Raw genomic sequence first — 1,675 nt, 5'->3', positions numbered from 1 at the left:
CTAGAAGATCACTGAAGATCTTGCGTTCTGGCCTCGCCTCGGATGACGCGGGGCCAGACTCCTTATGTGCAGGGTGAATGGGCTGGGGAACTGATCGGGCCGGATGTGTGGCAGACCTGCCGGGAGCTGATCCCGCCGGCGAGTGTGTTCGCGTTCTTGGCTGAGCATCGTCAGGCGCTGTTCCCGGCGGCGATGTTCGCCGACATGTACCCCTCGGCCAACGGACGGCCGAGTATGCCGCCGCAGGTGCTGGCTGCAGCGCTGGTGCTTCAGGCCTTGTATGGGGTGTCGGACTTTGAGGCGGTCCAGGAGCTGCGGTGTGATCTGCGGTGGAAGGCCGCGTGCGGCCTGGGTCTGTATGACACCGCGTTCGATCCGTCGTTGCTGACCTACTTTCGCCGTCGTCTGGCCCGCTCGACTGACCCCAACCGGATCTTCACTCGGGTCAAGCAGGTAGTTGCGGCCACCGGCGCGCTCAAGGGCCGACAGCGTCGTGCGCTGGATTCCACCGTCCTTGATGATGCGGTGGCGACCCAAGACACCATCACCCAAGTGATCGCCGCGATCCGTCGGGTGATCCGTGAAGTGCCCGGCGCCGACCAGGTGGTCGACGCCTACTGCACCGCCCACGACTACGCCGACTCGGGGAAGCCGCGTATCGCTTGGAACGATGAGCAGGCGCGACAGGCGTTGGTGGACGCGCTGGTCAGCGATGCGATCCGGTTGCTGGCTCACCTGCCGGAGCAGCCGCTGGGTGACAAAGCGGCCAGCGCGGTCGCTCTGCTGGCTCTGATCGCCTACCAAGATGTCGAGCCCGCTGAGGACTCCGACGGCACCGACGGCCGGTGGCGTATCGCCCAGCGCACCGTGCATGACCGGATCGTCTCCACCGTCGATCCTCAAGCGCGGCACGTGCACAAGAACCGCACCCAACGCCAAGACGGCTACAAGGCTCATCTGGCGGTCGAGCCCGAGAGCGGGATCTACACCGACGTCGCATTACGGCCCGGCACCGGCGCCGCCCACCACGAAGCCGCCGTCGCCGAAGAGTTACTCGCCGAGGAAGAGGAACCGATCATCGTGCTGGGTGATGCCGCCTACGGCACCGGCCAGGCCCGCCAGGCATTGCAAGCCGCCGGCCACACCTTGATCATCAAGCCTCCGCCGCTGCGGCAGACCATCCCCGGTGGTTTCACCATCGACGACTTCCGGATCGACACCACCATCAGCATGGTGACCTGTCCGGCCGGACACACCGTCGTCCTCGGGCAACCGCAAGCCGCTGGTACCCGCGTCGCCCAGTTCAAGAAGAGGTGCATCGATTGCCCGCTGCGGTCCAGATGCACCACCTCCAAGAGCGGACGCAACCTCAACGTCCACCCCCATCACGACCTGCTGACCGCCGCCCGCGGCCAAGCCGCCACCGACCCGGCCTGGCAGGCCGACTACCGTCGCTGGCGCCCACCGGTCGAACGAGGGGTGGCCTGGCTGGTCGCCCAAGGTAACCGCCGACTGCGCTACCTCGGCGTCGTGAAGAACGACGCCTGGTTACACACCCGCGCTGCAGCCCTCAATCTCCGCACACTGCTCCACCTCGGACTCACCCACACCGGCGGCGTCTGGACCCTTGAGTCGACCACCGCCTAACCGCAGGGCACCCACCCATGCACGACAG

General features: G+C 66.5%; 1 protein-coding gene. It reads left to right on the top strand.

The genetic code is table 11. The features are described 5' to 3' along the window. Positions 1 to 66: 66 nt before the first annotated feature. A complete protein-coding gene (locus tag IMZ11_RS42210) occupies positions 67 to 1,647 on the top strand; it encodes an IS1182 family transposase (protein ID WP_374463249.1) in 1,581 nt (526 codons plus the stop codon). Positions 1,648 to 1,675: the final 28 nt, after the last annotated feature.

It is taken from the genome of Microtetraspora sp. AC03309 (assembly GCF_020826795.1).
Classification (GTDB): domain Bacteria; phylum Actinomycetota; class Actinomycetes; order Streptosporangiales; family Streptosporangiaceae; genus Microtetraspora; species Microtetraspora glauca.
The sequence above is the reverse complement of the archived record's forward strand: the minus strand, read 5'-3'. Positions and strand labels throughout refer to the sequence as shown.